Below are 16,133 nucleotides of genomic sequence, written 5' to 3' on the forward strand. Positions count from 1 at the left end.
TCAAGCTTCATATCCGGCGCCATCGCGGCACCGGATGAAGTCCGTTTGAAAGCCCCGGCCTGGTTGCCGGGGCTTTTTCATTCATATCGGCCCAAAACCGGGGCAACCCGCCACCGCATGGGCCGTTTGTCGACCCGACACCTCTTCATCGCGGAGGCGTCAGCTACCGACGACCTCATCCATCTCCCTCGCGCTTTCCAGGAACACTCGCCGCAGCCATTCGATGCCCGGATCATTGGTGCGATAGCGGTGCCATTGCATCATCTGGTGCATTTCCGCCAGGGGGAGCGGGCTTTCCTTCAACACCACTGGCAGTTGCGGTGCCAGCTGGCGCGCCAGCCGTCCATGCACGGTGGCGATGCGGTCCGTTCCCTGCACCAGTGCCATGCAAGAGGCAAAGTTGAAGCTGGTCACCTCCACCCGCCGCTCCAAGCCCAGCTTGTTGGCCATCCACGCTTCCACCGAGGATGAATGGGCGCCGGGTGGCACCATCACCACGTGACCGGCGGCCATGTAGCGCTCCCGCGTCAACTCGCCCTCGGCCAGCGGGCTGTCGCGCCACACTACGCACACGTGGCGCTCGCGGAAGACTTCCTCGGCGGGGTGGTCGGGCGTACAGAATTCTTGCGGCAGTACCAGCAGATCGACTTCTGCGCGGTCCAGCGAACGGGTCGGGTCTTGTACCTGCGGCATCAGCGCAAAACGAATGTCTGGCCCCTCGGCATGGGCGCGGGCGATCACGCGTGGGATCAGCACGCTCAGACTGAAGTCCGAGACCGAGATGCGGAATTCGCGATGCGATTGTCTCGGTACGAACGCCGGCTTGGCCGAGATCGAGCCTTCGATGCGTCTGAGCACATCGTTGACCGCATCGCGCAAAACCTCGGCGCGTGGCGTCGGTTCCATGCGGCGTCCAACCTGGATCAGCAGGGCATCATCGAAGTATTCGCGCAGGCGGGCCAGGGCATTGCTCATGGCGGACTGGCTCAGGTGGGTCTTCTCGGCAGCGCGGCTGATGCTCCGTTCGGTCAGCAGCGCATCGAGGGCGACCAGTAGATTGAGGTCGAGCTTGTTAAATCGCATGGGGCAGTCTCCGTTGTCAGGATGCCGGCCTTCTCGTGGGGTGTCGCTGGGCGCGGTCATGTATTGATGGTGTCCATATCATGAATCAAAACAATCCATTTGATCAATATCAACCTCGACCTTAATCTTCATACAACCGCTGCACGGCCTCCCAGACAAGCATGAGAAAAGGCCGGCAGGGCAAGCCAGTGGCGCTTTATGCGCCACTTTCGGCCTGGCCACGACAACACGCCGAGACGGCGAGACAACAAGCCAGGCAGAGTAGGAGACAAGGAGACAGAAGTGAAGAGAGGATATGTACCAGCCCGTCGGCTGGCAGCTTGTGCCGTCATGACCATGTTGAGTGCTGCCAGCATGAAGTCCGCGCTAGCCTTCGAAAGTGGTGTTTCGCCGTTCCCTGCCGGGTCCACCAGTGAATACATCGCGGCCTTGCCCCCCATGCCCGGCTTCTTCGCAGTGGAGCAGTTCAACTACAGCAGTTCGAACGGCCTCTACGACAACCATGGCAACAAGCTGCCCATCCCCTTCAAGTCCGACGCTTTCTCGTCCACCACGCGCCTGCTGGCTTCCTATGGCGTGGAATTTCTCGGTGCCAAGGTGTATTCGCAACTGGTGCTACCGGTAGTGTCGCTGCATACCGAAGTGTTCGGTCACGGCGAGAACCACAATGGCCTCTCCAACGTCACCGTCACGCCCCTGCTGTTGCGCTGGGACGTAGCCCCGAACACCAACGTGACATGGGGGTTTGACTTCGCGCTGAAGACCGGTTCCTACAATCCCGCCCGCACCAGCGTAGCGGTAGGCTACACCTCCTACCAGCCGGTGCTGGCCATCCGCCACAACGATCCAGATGGTCTGGATCTGGGCATCTCCAACCGGGTGCTCTTCAACGACAAGAACAGCGATACCAACTACCGCTCCGGTTCGGCCTATGTAGCCGACTTCATCGGCGGCTGGAACTTCGGCAAGTGGAAGGTCGGCGTGACCGGCGCTTATCTGAACCAGTTCACCGACGACCGCCAGAACGGCAACACCATCACGGGCAATCGCGCGCGCAGCTTCGCCATGGGGCCGATGGTGAGCTACAACGCCGGCACCTACTCCATCAACATGAACTACCAGCGCGGTCTGTATGCCGCCAACACGGCCAAGAACGATGCCATCTGGCTCAACTTCGCCATGCCGCTGTGGCTGGGCGGGCCGCACTGAGCCTGTAGCAACGCGGCGTCCCCGAGCATTAATCATCATCTAAGGAGTTACACCATGTTCCGTTACTTCCCGACGAACTATGTCTGGAATCTTTCCGTCGATCTCGCCATCGAGATGGGCGCCCGCATCGGCGAAATCGAAGCCATGTGCGCGCCCTTGCAGGAGGCGGCCAAGCAGCCTGACGCTGAAGGCACTGCGGCCTTTCGCGCCACCTGGGCGGACATGGCAGAAAAGCTGTGCAGCCTGGCCGCCGAGGATGAAGTGCGCGGCCGGCTGCTCTCGGCCGGCGCCAAGTACAAGCGCGCGGCCAGCTATCTGCTGACCTGCGAGCGCCTGCAGGGTCATGGCGCGCCGGGTCGGCTGGAGCTGTACCGGCGCTTCCTGGAAGTGTTCCAGCGTGGCATCACCCTGGCCGGCGACAACTGCGAACGTGTCGAAATTCCTTATGAGGGCAAGGTCATCTCGGGGCTTTATACCCGTGCCCACAATGTGCAAGGTCCGGCGCCGATCCTGGTGCAGCTCAATGGATTGGATTCGACCAAGGAAATGAAATACCTGGTCGGCCTGCCGGGCTGGCTTGCCGAGCGCGGCGTTTCCTCGCTGGTGATCGACCAGCCGGGCACAGGTGAAGCTCTGCGCCTGCAGGGCCTGACCGCGCGCTTCGATGCCGAGCACTGGGCCCGTCACGTGGTGGACTGGCTGGAACAGCGCGACGACGTCGATCCCACCCGCATCGGTTGCGAAGGCGTCTCCCTGGGCGGCTACTACTGCCCGCGCGTGGTCGCCATGGAACCGCGTTTTGCCTGTGGCGTGGTGTGGGGTGCCAATCATGACTGGCGCGACGTGCAGAAGCGCCGCCTGGAAAAGGAAGGCGATTTCCCGGTGCCGCATTACTGGCAGCACGTGTGCTGGGTGTGGGGCGCCAAGGACATCGACGACTTCATGCGCATTGCCGAAGACGTCCATCTGGATGGCGTGGTCGAGAAGATCCGCGTGCCCTTCCTGGTCACCCATGGCGAGAAGGATAGCCAGATTCCGCTCAAGTGGGCGCATCGCACCTACGAACAACTGGTCAACAGCCCCAAGCGCGAATTGAAGGTCTTCACGGATCGTGAAGGCGGCGCCCAGCACGCCAGTTTCGACAACTCCATCAATGCCGGCCACGTCATCGCCGACTGGGTGGCCGAGACCCTGGGTGGGCGCACCAAGGGCTGATGCCTACGGCGCCACGAGAAAACACCCAGTCAACCATAAGGAAATTCGCATGAACATCATTGGACCCGATGCCCTGGTCTTTGGCGTGGACGATCTGCCCGCCTGCCGCCAGTACCTGATCGACTATGGCCTCAAGGATGCCGGCAGCGACCGCTTTGAAGCACTCGATGGCACCGCCGTCGTGCTGCGTGCCAAGGACGACGCCACGCTGCCGCCAGCCATGGGCACTGCCAGCCTGTTGCGTGAAACCGTCTATGGCGTGGCCGATGTGGCCACCCTGGACGCCATCGAAACCGAACTGCGTCGCGACCGCGAAGTCAGTCGCCGCGATGGCGTGGTCCGCAGTGTCGATGACATGGGATTTGCCCTGGCCTTCCAGGTCACCGTGCGTCGCGACCTGGCGCTGTCCTCCGAACGCGTCAACGGCCCTGGCGACGCCCAGCGCGCACCCAACCAACTGGGTTTGACGCCGGACCTGCAAGCCCTGCCGCGCACGTTGTCGCACGTGGTGTATTTCGTGCCCGACGCGGCCAAGGCCGAGGCCTTCTATCATCGCCTGGGCTTCGTCTGCACCGACCGCTTCACTGGCGTAGGCCCCTTCCTGCGTCCGGCCGGCACGCAGGATCACCATACCCTCTTCATGATCCAGACACCGCCCTTCATGAAAGGCTGCGAACACTTTACCTTCCACATGGGTGGCCCCACCGAAGTGTTGCTGGCCGGCACCCGCTTCGTCGAGAAGGGGTACCAGAGCTTCTGGGGCCCGGGTCGCCATCACTTTGGCAGCAACTGGTTCTGGTACTTCAATTCGCCGCTGGGCTGCCACGTCGAATACGACGCCGATATGGACTTGCACGATGAGCACTGGGCCGCTCGTGAAGTCCCGATGGGGGCAGATGCCTCGCAACTGTTCCTGTTCCAGTACCGCGAGAAGTGGGCGCCGAGCGGTCCGCCGCCGCCAGGCGCGGCGCACTGAAGTCGCCAGCGCAGAGGCAGCCATGTACCTGTGCCATGTGACCCAGTTACCCGAGGGCGGCGCGCGCGGTTTCGATACCGAAGGCGCAGGGCAGGCCACCATCTTCCTGCTGCGCCGAGGCGATCAGGTGCGTGCCTGGCGCGACATCTGCCCGCACCATGGCACCCCCCTGCCGTGGCGGCGCGATGCCTACCTCGACGCCAGCGGCGAGCATGTGGTCTGTGCCGCCCATGGCGCCCTGTTCGATCCGTTGACCGGCGTGTGCACGCTCGGCCCTTGCCTGGGTGACACGCTCACTGCGGTGCCACTGCGCATCGATGGCGACGGCGGCCTGCACATTGCCGATGGCAATCCGATTTAGTTTGTGCAAGAAAAAATTCAGTAAAAAAATTCAGGAGACTCACCATGACACTCGCAGCCCAACGCATTCTCATCATCGGCGGCGGTTTTTCCGGCACGTCGGCCGCCATCGAACTGCGCCGCCTTGGCGCCCAGGTCGACCTGGTGGAACTGGATGCCCAGTGGCGCAACTATGGCGCCGGCATCAGCCTGGGCCCGGCCACCTTGCGCGCCTTGAAGCAACTGGGCGTGCTTGATGCCTTCCTGCGTGAGGGCGCGGCCGGTGATGGCGTGCAACTGTGTCTGCCGCATGGCCCCCAGGTGGCGGTGCTGCCCACACCGCGCCTGGCCGCGCCGGACGTGCCGGGCGGCGGCGCGATCCTGCGTCCGGTGCTGGCGCGCATCCTGGCCGACGCCACGCGCGCAGCGGGCACCGACGTACGCCTGGGCTGCACCTTTACCGCACTGCGCGAGGTGGGCGATGAAGTCGAGGTGGATTTCACCGATGGTCAGACCCGTCGCTATGACCTGGTGATCGGTGCCGATGGTCTCTATTCCAAGCTACGCGCCCATATCTTCCCCAACGCACCCAAGCCGCGTTACAGCGGCCAGGCGGTGTGGCGGGCGGTGCTGCCGCGTCCGGCGGAGATCACCACCTGCACCATGTGGATGGGGCCGCGCATCAAGCCCGGTGTCAATCCGGTCTCCAAGGACGAAATGTATCTGTTCGTCACTGAGCCGCGCCCAGTCAACGATCACGTCGATCCGGCCAGTTTCGTCGAGCGTCTGCGCGGCCTGCTGGCGGACTTCAGCGCACCGGTCTTGAAGACCATTCGCGATCAGCTTGATGACAACGCCCGCATCATCTTCCGTCCGCTGGAAGGTATGCTGCTGCCGCGTCCGTGGTATCAGGGCCGGGTGGTACTGATCGGCGACGCCGTTCATGCCACCACCCCGCACCTGGCCTCGGGCGCCTGCATCGGTATCGAGGATGCGCTGGTGCTGGCCGATGAACTGGCGCGCAACGGCACCGTGCCGCTGGCCCTGTCGGCCTTCGAGGAACGCCGCTGGGAGCGCTGCCGTATGGTGGTGGAGAACTCGGCGCGGCTGGGCGAGATTGAGGTCGAAGGCGGCGACAAGGACGAACATTCCCGCATCATGCGCGAGTCGCACGCCGCGCTGGTGCAGCCGATCTGATCTCAAGAAAACAATATAAAAAAATAAACGATCCACGGCTTTCAATCTGCGCGCAACAAGGAGACAAGATGATCACGACCTATTCCAAGCGCGCCCTGGCTGCGCTGATGCTGGCGCACTGTGCCGGCATGATCGACATGGTGGCGCTACCGGTATGGGTTGGCGCGCTGGTGGCCTACTACAGTTTCAATCCCCAGCAGGCCGGCTTGCTGGTGTCGCTGTTTCTGGGTGGGGCGGTGCTGGCCAGTGCCATGGTGGCGCCGCGGTTCGACCCACGCACCTCACGTTTGCGAGCGACGCTGGGCTTCAGTATGTCGGCGATCCTGTTCGTGTTGGCAGCGCAGACTCATAGCCTGCTGCTGCTGGCGTTGCTGCATGCCGGCTGCGGCATGACCACGGGGCTTTCACTGAGTGTCACACACGGCACCATCGCCCGTGGTGTCAATCCGCATCGTGGCTTCGCTCTGGTGGGCATGGCACTGGGCGTATTCGCCATTGTCTTTCTGGGCGGCTCCCCGGTCATCATTGCCAGCCAGGGTGGTCAGGCGTTGTTCTATATTTTCGGTGCCGTCATGGCCGTCGGCGCACTGGCCTGCGCGCTGGCATTTCCCCTGCCCGAGACCGAGGGTATCCTGCCCCGCAGCGGCCCGCGCGAGTCCATGCCGCGCGTGGTGTGGTTCGGCATCGCCGGCATTGCCTGCATGGGGTTGGTGCAGTCGATGATCTTCAGTTTTCTGGAGCGTGTGGGCATGGACCGCGGCTTTGGTCACGCGGCGTTGACCGGCGTGCTCATCGCACTGGGCTTCGTCAATCTGCTGCCGGCGCCGCTGGCAGCCCTGCTGGAAAAGCGCCTGTCGGCCCGCAGCGTGCTGATGGTCGGGCCGCTGGTGCAGGCCATGCTGGCCGCCCTGATGATGTCCTCGACGCGCTTTGCACCCTATGCCGTGGCAGCCTCGGTGTTTGCCGCAGTGATGATCTTCACCCATACCTTCGCCTTCGGCTTGATGGCCCGGCTCGATCGCAGTGGCCGCGCCCTGGCCGCCACGCCCGCCATGCTGATGACGGGTGCTGCCATCGGCCCCATTCTTGGCGGCACGCTGGTGCAGGGTTGGGGTTATGCCTGTCTGGGCTCGGTGGCGATCGCACTGGGGCTGACGGCATCGTTCTGTTTCTCGCGGCTGCCGCGCGGCGCCGCTGTTCAATCCCAGGAGGCCTTGGCATGACCGCACCCTTGCAGGCACGTCGCCGTCATCGTTTCGTCGATTTGTCCATCTACCTTGAAAACGACGTGCTCTCAGACCCGCCGCCGCTGGCGCCGAAGATCACCTACCAGAAGCACGCCGACACCCTGCCCGAATTCATGGCCATGCTGCCCGGCACCCAGCCCGAGGATTATCCTGATGGTGAAGCGGCTGCCGCCGAGTGGGTCACCCTGACCACGCACAATGGCACGCATCTGGATGCGCCCTGGCATTTCCATTCCACCCAGGACGCCAAGAACGGCGGTGCGCGCCCCTCCATCACCATCGATGAAGTACCGCTGGAATGGTGCTTCCAGGCTGGCGTAAAGCTGGACTTCCGGCACTTCCCCGATGGCTATGTCGCCACGGCAGCCGATGTGGAAGCCGAACTCCAGCGCATCGGCCACGTCCTGCAGCCGCTCGATATCGTGGTGGTCAATACCCGTGCCGGCTCGCGCTATGGTCACCGCGACTATCTCGGCGCCGGTTGCGGCATGGGTTACGAAGCGACCATGTATTTGCTCCAACGTGGCGTGCGCCTGACCGGCACCGATGCCTGGAGCTGGGATGCGCCGTTCTCCTACACCGCCCAACGGGTGGCCGAGACCGGCAACAAGGCCCTGATCTGGGAAGGCCACAAGGCCGGCCGTGACATCGGCTACTGCCACCTGGAAAAACTGCACAACCTGGAAGCCTTGCCCGCGCATGGCTTCACCATCAGCTGTTTCCCGCACAAGATCCGCGGCGCCAGCGCGGGCTGGACCCGTGCCGTGGCGATCTTCGAGGAAGCCTGACGCAACTTGCACTGCCCCGATTCAAGCGATTCAAGCGATTCATAGGAGCCCATGATGTCCTTCCCCCCCATCCACCGCGTGGTCACCGGCCATGACGCCCAAGGCCACTCCATCATTAGCAGCGACGGCCCGCTGCCTACCGTGGTCGATATCGCCGCCATTCCCGGTACGCTGTTCCATGAAGTCTGGAGCACCAACGCCACCCCTGCGCCAGTGGACAATGGCATCGATCCCTCGCTGGGTCCCATGGTGCTCTCGCCGCCCGAGTTGGGCACGCGTATGCGCTTCGTCGATATTCCACCCGACACCGAAGAGTTCCTGGCCAGCGCCCGCAGCAAGATGCACGATGCCTTCAGTCAGATCGGCGAAGCCGAAGCCTCGACCATGCAGGCCGATTCACCGCACCCGCTGATGCACCGTACCGAGTCGGTCGACTATGGCATCGTCATCGAAGGCGAGATGACACTGGTGCTGGATCGCGGCGAAGTGGCGCTCAAGCCCGGCAGCGTGGTGATCCAGCGCGGCACCAATCATGCCTGGGCCAATCGCTCGGGCAAGCCGTGTCGTATGCTTTTCATCCTGATCGACGGCCAATACGATGCCGCCATTGCCGCGCAACTGGCCAAGGGAGCCGCCGCATGAAACTGGCCACCTACCATGACGGCACCCCGGATGGCAGCCTGGTGCTGGTCTCCCGTGACCAGCGCAGCGCCTTGCCGGTGCCGCAGATCGCCGCCACCCTGATCGACGCCATGGCACGCTGGGACCAGGTCCAGGGCGCACTGGCCGAGCGTTACGAGGCACTCAATGCAGGCCGGGCAGATGGCAGTATCGGCTTCGATGTACAACGTTGCATGGCGCCGCTGCCGCGCGCGCCGCAATGGCTGGATGCGTCGGCCTTCCTCAATCATGGCCGGCTGATGGAACAGGCCTTCAATACGCCCCCCATCCCGCATTTCGATACCGTGCCGGTGATGTACCAAGGTGCCAGTGATGACTTCCTCGGTCCCTATCAGGACGTGCCGCTATGTTCAGAACAAGAGGGCATCGATTTCGAGGGCGAGTTCGGCGTGGTGGTCGGTCCGGTGGCCATGGGCGCCACCCCGGAGCAGGCCTTGCAAGCGGTGCGCCTGGTGGTACAGATCAATGACTGGAGCCTGCGTGCGCTGGGCCCGCACGAGATGAAGACCGGTTTTGGTTTCCTGCAAGCCAAGCCTTCGACGGCCTTTGCTCCCATCGCGGTTACGCCCGATGAGCTGGGTGATGCCTGGCGTGAAGGACGGGTCGCGATGCGCCTGCACGTGCAGTGGAATGGCGAGCGTTTCGGCGAGCCGCATGGTGGCGAAATGAATTTTTCTTTCGGCCAATTGGTGGCGCACGCCGCCCACAGCCGACGACTGACCGCTGGCTGCATCATTGGCTCGGGCACGGTCTCCAATGTGGCGCGCACTGCCGGCTCGGCCTGCATCGCCGAGCGGCGCGTGATCGAAAAGATCGACCAGGGCGAGATCCGCACCGGCTTCATGCATTTTGGCGATGAGGTGCGCATGGAAGCCCACTACGACGATGGTCGCGCCGGTCCCTTTGGCGTGCTGCAGCAACGCGTGGTGCAGCAAGTATGAAGGTCCTGGTTACCGGAGCCGCCGGCTTCATCGGCGCCACGTTGCTGCAAGTGCTGCAGCAGGCGGGGCGCATAGGCAGCCATCCCATCACACAACTGGCAGCGCTGGATCAGCAGTTGCCAGCCACGATGGAGGGCGTAGTACGCATCGAAGGTGCATTGCAGGATGCTCAGGTACAGGCCCGCATTGCACAATTCGGTGCGGATGTCTGCTTCCATCTGGCAGCTGTCCCGGGTGGTGCGGCCGAGGCCGATCCGGCACTGAGCCGCCGCGTCAATCTGGATGCCACCCTGGATCTGTTCGAACTGCTGGCCGCGCAAGCCGCCAGCGGTGGCGCGCGCCGCGCGCCGGTGGTGGTGTATGCCAGTACCATCGCCGTCTATGGTTCGCCCTTGCCGGACCCGGTCACGCCGAACACACCTACCCGGCCGGCACTGATCTATGGTGCCCACAAGCGCGCCTGCGAAATCCTGCTGGCCGACTACACCCGTCGCGGCCTGCTCGATGGACGCTCGTTGCGCCTGCCGGGCATCGTCGCGCGCCCGCGTGCACCATCCGGTCTGGTATCGGCCTTCATGAGCGACTTGCTGCACGCGCTGGCAGCCGGTGAGTCCTTGAGCCTGCCGGTCGGTCCGCAAGCGACGGCCTGGTGGATGTCGGCCCGGCGTTGCGCCGAGAATCTGTTACATGCCGCCACCATGGATACTTCGCTGGATAGGGAAGGTGAGGCTGAGCGCGTCTGGCCGCTGCCGGTATTGCGGCTGTCCATCGGTCAACTGGTCCAGACCCTGTCGGCCATGTATCGCGTCGATGGCCAGGCACTCGTGCAATATGTGCCGCAGGAACGGGTGGAGGCGGTGTTCGGGCGATATCCCGTGCTGGATGACAGTGCGGCGCGACGCCTGGGATTGCAGGATGATGGCACGGCCGAGCAACTGGTGCGACGCGCGCTGGCGCCCTATGCGCATGAGGCCGCCAGCCCGAATTGCGCCAAGGTATAAGGTTGCTGCTGCAGCACATCACGCAATTCCATCGCCTTGCTGAACAGCCATCCCTGGGCATGGATGCCGGGCGCAATGGCGCAAATGAGCTGCAATTGCTCTTCGGTCTCGATGCCTTCGATGACCACCTGCAGGTCCAGCTCGGTGGCCAGGCGCAGCAGGTTGGGAACCACCGAACGCAGCGGTGAGCCGGTACTCAGTGCAGCGGTGAAGAGCCGGTCGATCTTGATGCCATCGAACTGCGCATACGACAGATGCGACAGGTTGGCGCTGCCGGTGCCGAAGTCATCGATCCAGATGGCAAAACCGCCCTGGCGCAACTGCTCGATGTTGCGCGTGAAGGTGGCCGAACGGATGTCGGCGCGTTCGGTCACCTCCAGATGCAGTTGCGTGCGTAGCGCCGGGGTAGGGGCGGTGATCTCCAGCGCGAACTGGATGAAGTCCGCATCTTCGATATCGGCCACTTCGGTGTTGATCGTCAGGATCAATGCTGGATTGGCCTGCAGCAATTCGCGCATCTCGCGCAGCGCGCGTGCCAGCACTACCTTGGCCAGGGCAGTGCTCAGGCGATTCTGTGCAGCCAGCGGGACGAAGACGTCGGGGCCGATCTCTGGCTGGTCGAGCGGGCGCCAGCGTGCCAGTGCTTCGTAACCCTTCAGGCTCAGATCCCGTACGCAGACGATGGGTTGGTACAACAGCACGATTTCATCATTGGCGATCCCGTCCCGCAGTTTTTCCAGCACTCCCTGATTGCGGCGCAAGCGCAGGTACAGCAGGCAGGCCAGCGCTCCGATGAGCAGGCTGCTGGCCAGTAGCGCCAGAAAGGCCAACGGATGGGCCAGCGCATACCAGTGCAGATGGGCCGAGGCCTGCGCACACAGGTTCATGTCGCGGCTGCACTCCTTGATATCGATACTGGGCAGCAGGTCGGTGGTGCCAGCCGGGTGATAGCGCACGCCGTCGCGTTGGGCATAGGTATGCGTGCCGCTGCCATTGGTGATGCGCAGCGCGACATCCTGGTAGTAACGATTGAGGTCGAAGGTGGACGGTGAAATCAGGGCCAGACTGCGATTGAGGGCCACCAGGTCGCTCAGGTAATGGGTCTGCAGCACTTGCTGCTGGCTCCAGACGCTATAGCCACCCTTGGCCTCGTAGTGGGGCAGCGGCAGACGGATGGCTTTTTCCAGCTTGCCCCAGAGCGCGGTACAGCGTACCAGGCCCTGGTCGATGCGACCGAGATCGGCCACGTAGTTGTTGGCGTAGGCGATGTTGCGCAGCATCGCCAGGTCGCCATCGGAACAAGCCTCGAAGGGGCTGGCTTCGGCCCGCTGCAATGCATTCAGGGTGGCTTGGCTGGCGTCCTCGGCACGCTGTAGTGCCTGGATCGAAGAGGCATCGATATGACGAATCTCCGAGAGGGTCAGTGCAAGCTGGGCCAGGATGACGCCGCCGACCATGGTGGTACAGGCCCAGAGAAGGATTTTCCAGGAGGAAGCGCGCCGGAAGACTTTGCGATTCATTGCTCGAAAAGAAATTATTTCGCGCCAGCTTAATTTAAAACCCGGTTTCCTTATTTGGTTTTTTTCCTTGCTTGTTGTTTTGGGTCGGGTTTTCTCGGAATTTCCCAGAAGGTGGTAGAAGCCGGCCTGGTTTTTTGGCGTAAAGCTTCACGTCATAGGGCATCAATATCGCGCAAAGGCAGAAGCGATGCACATTGCTTCACCTGTTGCACCACACCAGCCTACTTTTCCCGACGCAGCGCAAACACCGCCCCGGCCAGCACGATGAAGCCGCCGATGATGGCCTTTTGCCAGGTGCTGGGCACACCGGCCAGGATGAGCACATTGTTGATGAGCGTCACCAGCAGCACCCCCAGCAAGGTGCCCACCACACTGCCATGGCCACCGGTGATGCGCGCTCCGCCCAGTACCACGGCGGCGATCACATCCAGCTCGCTGCCCACCAGGTCGAAGGGATTGGCCAGGCGCGTGCTGGAGACGTGGACGATGCCGGCCAGTCCCGACAGGAAGCCGGCATAGCCGAACACGAACAGATGCACCGAACGCAGCTTGTAGCCCAGCCGCTCGGCGATGGCCAGGCTGCCGCCGACGGCGTAGACGGCGCGGCCCATCAGGGTCTTGTTGAGCAGCCACCAGGTCAGGATGCTGGCCAGGACCAGCACCAGTACGGTGGCCGGCAAGACGGCGTGCAAGCCGTTGGCGGTGTCATGCCGGGCCAGCGCCAGCTTGCCGAAGTTGTCCATCGCATGAGGGATGTTCATGAAGAACACCGTTCCCACGAAGGTCAGCAGGATGCCGCGATAGAGATATTGGGTGCCGATGGTGACGATCAGCGAGGGCGCCTTGAGCCAGTCCACCAGCAGACCGTTGAGTACGCCCAGCGCGGTGCCGCCCACCGCTCCGGCCAACAGGATGATGGCAATGTGGGTCTCGGGGAAATAGGTCATCACCACCTTGGTGATGGAATACATGGTCAGTGCGGCAATGGCGGCGAAGGAGACGTCGATGCCGCCGGCGGCCAGCACGATCATCACGCCTAGCGCAAACAGGCCCAGCGTAGTGCAGGCGCGCACGATGTCGAACAGCACCGCGAGCTGGAAGAAGGCCGGGTTGATCAGGGCCACCGTCAACACCACCAGCAGGATCAAGACCAGGGTGAAGATGGAAGGATGCTTCTTGAGCAGTGCCGCCGCGCTGGCACGGGTGCTGCGCGGTGGCAGGCTGTGCCCGGCGTGGTCGCTGCGGGTGTTCTGGCGGGTCAGGGTGCTTGCGTCCATGCTCAATTCTCTTGGCTTTGTTCGGAGACCAGGTCGTGGGAAAGATCGCTTTCGGACAAGCCTTCCACCTCGAAGCGACGCACGATGCGTCCGCGCTTCATCAGCAGCAGGTTGTCGCAGTTCTGCAGCAGTTCGGGCAGGTCGTCGCTGATGAGGATGACGCCCATGCCTTGCCGTGCCAGATCCTGGATGATGCGGTAGATGATGTCCTTGGAGCCGACATCCACCCCCACCGTCGGCCCGTGCAGGATCAGCACGCGCGGATTGATGGCCAGCCAGCGGCCGATCAGCACGCGTTGCTGGTTGCCACCCGAGAGCGACTGCACCGGTCGCTCTACGTCTGGTGTGGCGATCTGCAACTGCCTGACGGTATCGACCGAGAAGCGTTCGCAGGCCGCCGCATCGAGCGCGCCGAACTTGCCGCGCATCTTGCGCAGGATGGTGGTGATGATGTTGTCGCGGATCGATTTGTCGAGGAACAGGCCTTCGCTGATACGATCCTCGGGCACGTAGCCGATGCCGTGGGTGATGGCGTCTCCCGGGGTCTGTAGCTTGAGCGTCCGGCCGTCCAGCACGATCTGCCCGGTCTGGGCCGGTGCCACGCCGGCCAATGCCAGCGCCAGCTCATTGCGGCCGGAATCGAGCAGGCCGGTGATGCCTAATATTTCGCCTTCGCGCAGCGCGAAGCTGACATCCTCGAAGGCGCCCGCACGGGTGAGCGCGCGTACTTCCAGTCGGGTCTTGTGCAGTTGTGCATCGACCCGGTAGCGTTCTTCGCTCAACTGCTTGCCGGTCATCAGTTGGCCCAGCCTGGCCTTGGTGAATTCCTGGATCGGGCCTTGCGCCACTTTTTCGCCATCGCGAAAGACGATGGCCTGGCCGCCGATGGCAAAGCATTCATCGAGCTTGTGACTGACGAAGAGCACCGCTACGCCATTGGCGCGCAGGCCGTTGACGACCTTCACCAGCGCATCGACTTCCTTTTGCGTGAGCGAGGTGGTCGGCTCATCCATGATGACCATGCGTGCGCTGGTGGCGATGGCGCGGGCAATGGCGATCAACTGGCGGGTGGCAATGGGCAGTTCGTCGACGCGGGTGTCGAGGAATTCGGCGCTGGCCGGCAGGTTCACCGCCCGCAGTGCGCGCCCGGCAGTGTCGTTCAATGCACTGCGGTCGAACAGGCGGGCCAGCCGGCCCTGGTGGCGTACCAGTTGCTCGCTCAAGGCCACGTTCTCGGCCACGCTCATGTTGGGCAGCAGCGAGAGATCCTGGTACACCGTTTCGATCCCCAGCGAAAGCGAGGCCAGCGGCGTGAGTTGCTCGACCCGTTCCCCCTGGATGTAGATCTCGCCCTCGCTGGGTGGCTGTGCGCCGGCGATGATCTTGATCAAGGTGCTCTTGCCGCAACCGTTCTCGCCCAGCAGGTGATAGATCTCGCCAGCGTGGATAGTCAGATCGATGCCGCGCAGGGCGTGGACCCCGGCAAAGCGCTTGTGTACCCCCTGCAGGCGCAGGAATTCCTGGGCGAGGGCAGGTGGCTTGGATGTGGTTTGACTGGTCATGATGAAACGCGATGACAGGGGACACCCGCAGCGGGTGTCCCGGTGGGTCTGATCAGGACGCGATCAGAACGCGTATTGCTTGTAGTTCTTTTTGTCCACTTCGACCCAGGCCTGGCCGGTGACGATCACGCCCACGCCCGGACCCTTCTTGACGCTGACCTTGTTGTAGCCGGGAATACCCAGGTCCATGCCATCGGTGATCTTCTTGCCCTGCACCAGCATCAGGGCTGCCTTGTTCATGGCCAGGCCGGCATCCTTGGGATCCCAGAAGGCGATGCCGCCCACTGCGCCCGACTCCAGGAACTTGGCCGCTTCGCTGGGCAGGCCGGTGCCATAGACACAGACCTTGCCCTGCAGGCCGGCTTCTTCGACGGCCCGGCCAATGCCCAGCACGTCCAGCGAGGAAGAACCCTGGAAGCCCTTGATGTCGGGATGCTTGCGCAGGATTTCCTTGGCCTTGGCATAGGCTTTTTCGGCATCGTTGGCCGATTCGTTCTTGGCGTCCACCAGGGTCATCTTGGGATACTTCTTGGCCGCATTGGCAGCACCACCATCGGCCCACTGCACCTGCGACTGGCTGCCCAGCGAACCGACCAGCGAAGACCACTTGCCGCTCTGGCCCATGCAGGCGGCCAGGCGGTCGTTCAGGCGGGCGCCATAGGCGGTGTTGTCGAAGGCTTCGATATCGACCAGAGTGTTCTTTTGGTTGTCGGCTTCATGGGTGACCACCTTGATACCGCGGTCCAGCGCGCGTTTCAAGACCGGTTCCAGGGTCGGCGGGTCCATCGAGACCACGGCGATGGCATCCACCTTCTTGGCCACCAGGTCTTCCACCAGGCGCTGCTGCTGGGCTGCATCCGATTGTGCCGGGCCGATCTGGCGGGTGGTCACACCAGGGTTGGCGGCAGCAAATTCCTTGACGCCCACTTCCATGCGATTGAACCAGCTGATGCCGGTGATCTTGACCACGGTGACGATATCGATGGGTTTGTTCTGCGCCTGAAGGGCGCTGGCAAAGCCGACGGCCGCCAGGGCCGACACCAGTACGCAAGCCGATTTCTTGTTCATCATGTCTCCAGTTTCCCCACTAAGTTGGA

General features: G+C 63.2%; 14 protein-coding genes and 1 pseudogene. 10 read left to right on the forward strand and 5 right to left on the reverse strand.

Annotation, left to right across the window (positions count from 1 at the left end):
- Positions 1-159: 159 nt before the first annotated feature.
- Complete coding sequence (locus RC54_RS04380) at positions 160-1,083, reverse strand: LysR family transcriptional regulator (protein WP_061788850.1); 924 nt, start codon at positions 1,081-1,083, stop codon at positions 160-162.
- A gap of 336 nt (positions 1,084-1,419) precedes the next feature.
- Here RC54_RS04380 and RC54_RS04385 point away from each other — a divergent pair, with 336 nt between their 5' ends.
- The 10 genes and pseudogenes from RC54_RS04385 to RC54_RS04430 all read left to right on the forward strand — a co-directional run bounded on the left by RC54_RS04385 (position 1,420) and on the right by RC54_RS04430 (position 10,677).
- Complete coding sequence (locus RC54_RS04385; protein ID WP_174526070.1) at positions 1,420-2,292, forward strand: SphA family protein; 873 nt, start codon at positions 1,420-1,422, stop codon at positions 2,290-2,292.
- A gap of 54 nt (positions 2,293-2,346) precedes the next feature.
- Positions 2,347-3,507 (forward strand): alpha/beta hydrolase family protein, encoded by a 1,161-nt coding sequence (locus tag RC54_RS04390; protein ID WP_058894357.1) that lies wholly within the window; start codon positions 2,347-2,349, stop codon positions 3,505-3,507.
- Between the two features lie 49 nt (positions 3,508-3,556).
- On the forward strand, positions 3,557-4,483 hold the full coding sequence (locus RC54_RS04395) for a VOC family protein (protein ID WP_058894358.1): 927 nt from the start codon (positions 3,557-3,559) through the stop codon (positions 4,481-4,483).
- A 22-nt stretch (positions 4,484-4,505) separates the two neighbouring features.
- Entirely contained in the window at positions 4,506-4,844 is a 339-nt protein-coding gene (locus RC54_RS04400) for a Rieske (2Fe-2S) protein (RefSeq protein WP_058894359.1), read from the forward strand.
- 26 nt (positions 4,845-4,870) lie between these two features.
- Positions 4,871-6,019, forward strand: a pseudogene (locus RC54_RS04405) (FAD-dependent oxidoreductase); the annotation flags it as partial.
- A 68-nt stretch (positions 6,020-6,087) separates the two neighbouring features.
- Positions 6,088-7,242 (forward strand): MFS transporter, encoded by a 1,155-nt coding sequence (locus RC54_RS04410; protein WP_082685979.1) that lies wholly within the window; start codon positions 6,088-6,090, stop codon positions 7,240-7,242.
- The gene (locus RC54_RS04415) at positions 7,239-8,054 is read left to right on the forward strand and encodes a cyclase family protein (protein WP_061788852.1); all 816 of its coding nucleotides are present in this window, start codon (positions 7,239-7,241) and stop codon (positions 8,052-8,054) included. Before RC54_RS04410 ends, RC54_RS04415 begins: the two co-directional genes overlap by 4 nt.
- Positions 8,055-8,108: 54 nt before the next feature.
- Positions 8,109-8,696, forward strand: coding sequence for a cupin domain-containing protein (locus RC54_RS04420; protein ID WP_058894362.1), 588 nt, complete (start codon positions 8,109-8,111; stop codon positions 8,694-8,696).
- The gene (locus tag RC54_RS04425; protein ID WP_058894363.1) at positions 8,693-9,676 is read left to right on the forward strand and encodes a fumarylacetoacetate hydrolase family protein; all 984 of its coding nucleotides are present in this window, start codon (positions 8,693-8,695) and stop codon (positions 9,674-9,676) included. The genes RC54_RS04420 and RC54_RS04425 overlap by 4 nt, the downstream gene beginning before the upstream one ends.
- Positions 9,673-10,677, forward strand: a complete 1,005-nt coding sequence (locus RC54_RS04430) for an NAD-dependent epimerase/dehydratase family protein (protein ID WP_061788853.1) — start codon at positions 9,673-9,675, stop codon at positions 10,675-10,677. The genes RC54_RS04425 and RC54_RS04430 overlap by 4 nt, the downstream gene beginning before the upstream one ends.
- Here the strand turns inward: RC54_RS04430 and RC54_RS04435 are convergent.
- From RC54_RS04435 to RC54_RS04450, 4 genes are all read right to left on the reverse strand, one after another.
- On the reverse strand, positions 10,635-12,197 hold the full coding sequence (locus tag RC54_RS04435) for an EAL domain-containing protein (protein WP_231738956.1): 1,563 nt from the start codon (positions 12,195-12,197) through the stop codon (positions 10,635-10,637). The two genes, RC54_RS04430 and RC54_RS04435, sit on opposite strands and share 43 nt — an antisense overlap.
- A gap of 221 nt (positions 12,198-12,418) precedes the next feature.
- Complete coding sequence (locus RC54_RS04440) at positions 12,419-13,474, reverse strand: ABC transporter permease (protein ID WP_061788854.1); 1,056 nt, start codon at positions 13,472-13,474, stop codon at positions 12,419-12,421.
- A 2-nt stretch (positions 13,475-13,476) separates the two neighbouring features.
- Positions 13,477-15,036 carry a sugar ABC transporter ATP-binding protein gene (locus tag RC54_RS04445; RefSeq protein ID WP_174526062.1) on the reverse strand — a complete coding sequence of 520 codons (1,560 nt, stop codon included), beginning with the start codon at positions 15,034-15,036 and terminating at the stop codon, positions 13,477-13,479.
- 63 nt (positions 15,037-15,099) lie between these two features.
- Complete coding sequence (locus tag RC54_RS04450) at positions 15,100-16,107, reverse strand: autoinducer 2 ABC transporter substrate-binding protein (protein WP_017451285.1); 1,008 nt, start codon at positions 16,105-16,107, stop codon at positions 15,100-15,102.
- Positions 16,108-16,133 lie beyond the last annotated feature (26 nt).

The sequence above is a fragment of the Herbaspirillum rubrisubalbicans genome, assembly GCF_003719195.1.
Lineage (GTDB): Bacteria > Pseudomonadota > Gammaproteobacteria > Burkholderiales > Burkholderiaceae_D > Herbaspirillum > Herbaspirillum rubrisubalbicans.

Excerpts from the sequence above, each read along its gene's own strand:
- RC54_RS04420 (WP_058894362.1), top strand. The coding sequence starts at position 8,109 with ATGTCCTTCCCCCCCATCCACCGCGTGGTCACCGGCCATGACGCCCAA.
- RC54_RS04445 (WP_174526062.1), bottom strand. The coding sequence starts at position 15,036 with ATGACCAGTCAAACCACATCCAAGCCACCTGCCCTCGCCCAGGAATTC.
- RC54_RS04395 (WP_058894358.1), top strand. The coding sequence starts at position 3,557 with ATGAACATCATTGGACCCGATGCCCTGGTCTTTGGCGTGGACGATCTG.
- RC54_RS04400 (WP_058894359.1), top strand. The coding sequence starts at position 4,506 with ATGTACCTGTGCCATGTGACCCAGTTACCCGAGGGCGGCGCGCGCGGT.
- RC54_RS04380 (WP_061788850.1), bottom strand. The coding sequence starts at position 1,083 with ATGCGATTTAACAAGCTCGACCTCAATCTACTGGTCGCCCTCGATGCG.
- RC54_RS04385 (WP_174526070.1), top strand. The coding sequence starts at position 1,420 with ATGTTGAGTGCTGCCAGCATGAAGTCCGCGCTAGCCTTCGAAAGTGGT.
- RC54_RS04430 (WP_061788853.1), top strand. The coding sequence starts at position 9,673 with ATGAAGGTCCTGGTTACCGGAGCCGCCGGCTTCATCGGCGCCACGTTG.
- RC54_RS04425 (WP_058894363.1), top strand. The coding sequence starts at position 8,693 with ATGAAACTGGCCACCTACCATGACGGCACCCCGGATGGCAGCCTGGTG.
- RC54_RS04410 (WP_082685979.1), top strand. The coding sequence starts at position 6,088 with ATGATCACGACCTATTCCAAGCGCGCCCTGGCTGCGCTGATGCTGGCG.
- RC54_RS04450 (WP_017451285.1), bottom strand. The coding sequence starts at position 16,107 with ATGATGAACAAGAAATCGGCTTGCGTACTGGTGTCGGCCCTGGCGGCC.
- RC54_RS04435 (WP_231738956.1), bottom strand. The coding sequence starts at position 12,197 with ATGAATCGCAAAGTCTTCCGGCGCGCTTCCTCCTGGAAAATCCTTCTC.
- RC54_RS04415 (WP_061788852.1), top strand. The coding sequence starts at position 7,239 with ATGACCGCACCCTTGCAGGCACGTCGCCGTCATCGTTTCGTCGATTTG.
- RC54_RS04440 (WP_061788854.1), bottom strand. The coding sequence starts at position 13,474 with ATGGACGCAAGCACCCTGACCCGCCAGAACACCCGCAGCGACCACGCC.
- RC54_RS04390 (WP_058894357.1), top strand. The coding sequence starts at position 2,347 with ATGTTCCGTTACTTCCCGACGAACTATGTCTGGAATCTTTCCGTCGAT.